This window comes from Gemmiger formicilis, assembly GCF_016901605.1.
Classification (GTDB): Bacteria; Bacillota; Clostridia; order Oscillospirales; family Ruminococcaceae; genus Gemmiger; species Gemmiger formicilis_B.
In genome coordinates this window covers 1-302 of sequence record NZ_JACJKP010000577.1, presented here as the reverse complement: position 1 = coordinate 302, position 302 = coordinate 1, and the positions used below count along the sequence as shown (strand labels likewise).

Genomic DNA, 302 nt, shown 5'->3' with positions numbered 1-302 from the left:
AAGTTCATCGGCACTTTGTCCGCGCTGCGGAATCAGTGTTTTGATAACGGTTTCCAGCCGCTGGGTCAGATCTTTTCGATTTCGTGGTGACATAGGCCCTCCTTGTGTAACTTACCCGGGCAGTTTGGCCTGCAGCCGTACCCATAGCGTTGCCAGAAGCGGCGGATGTGCGGCCGGCAGGCAGCAGAGCCGATGAACTTTGGCCGGTGGCGGGAAACTGCCATTTTGGGTATACCGGCGGTAAATCAGTTTCAGCTGCCGGTCCTTGGCTGCGCCCGGCAAATGCAGGATACAGACCGGGT

1 protein-coding gene is annotated in these 302 nt (G+C 57.6%); it reads right to left on the bottom strand.

The features are described 5' to 3' along the window. Positions 1 to 111 precede the first annotated feature (111 nt). On the bottom strand, positions 112 to 302 hold a 191-nt coding region (locus H6B10_RS16000), incomplete at its 5' end, for a hypothetical protein (protein WP_204652421.1).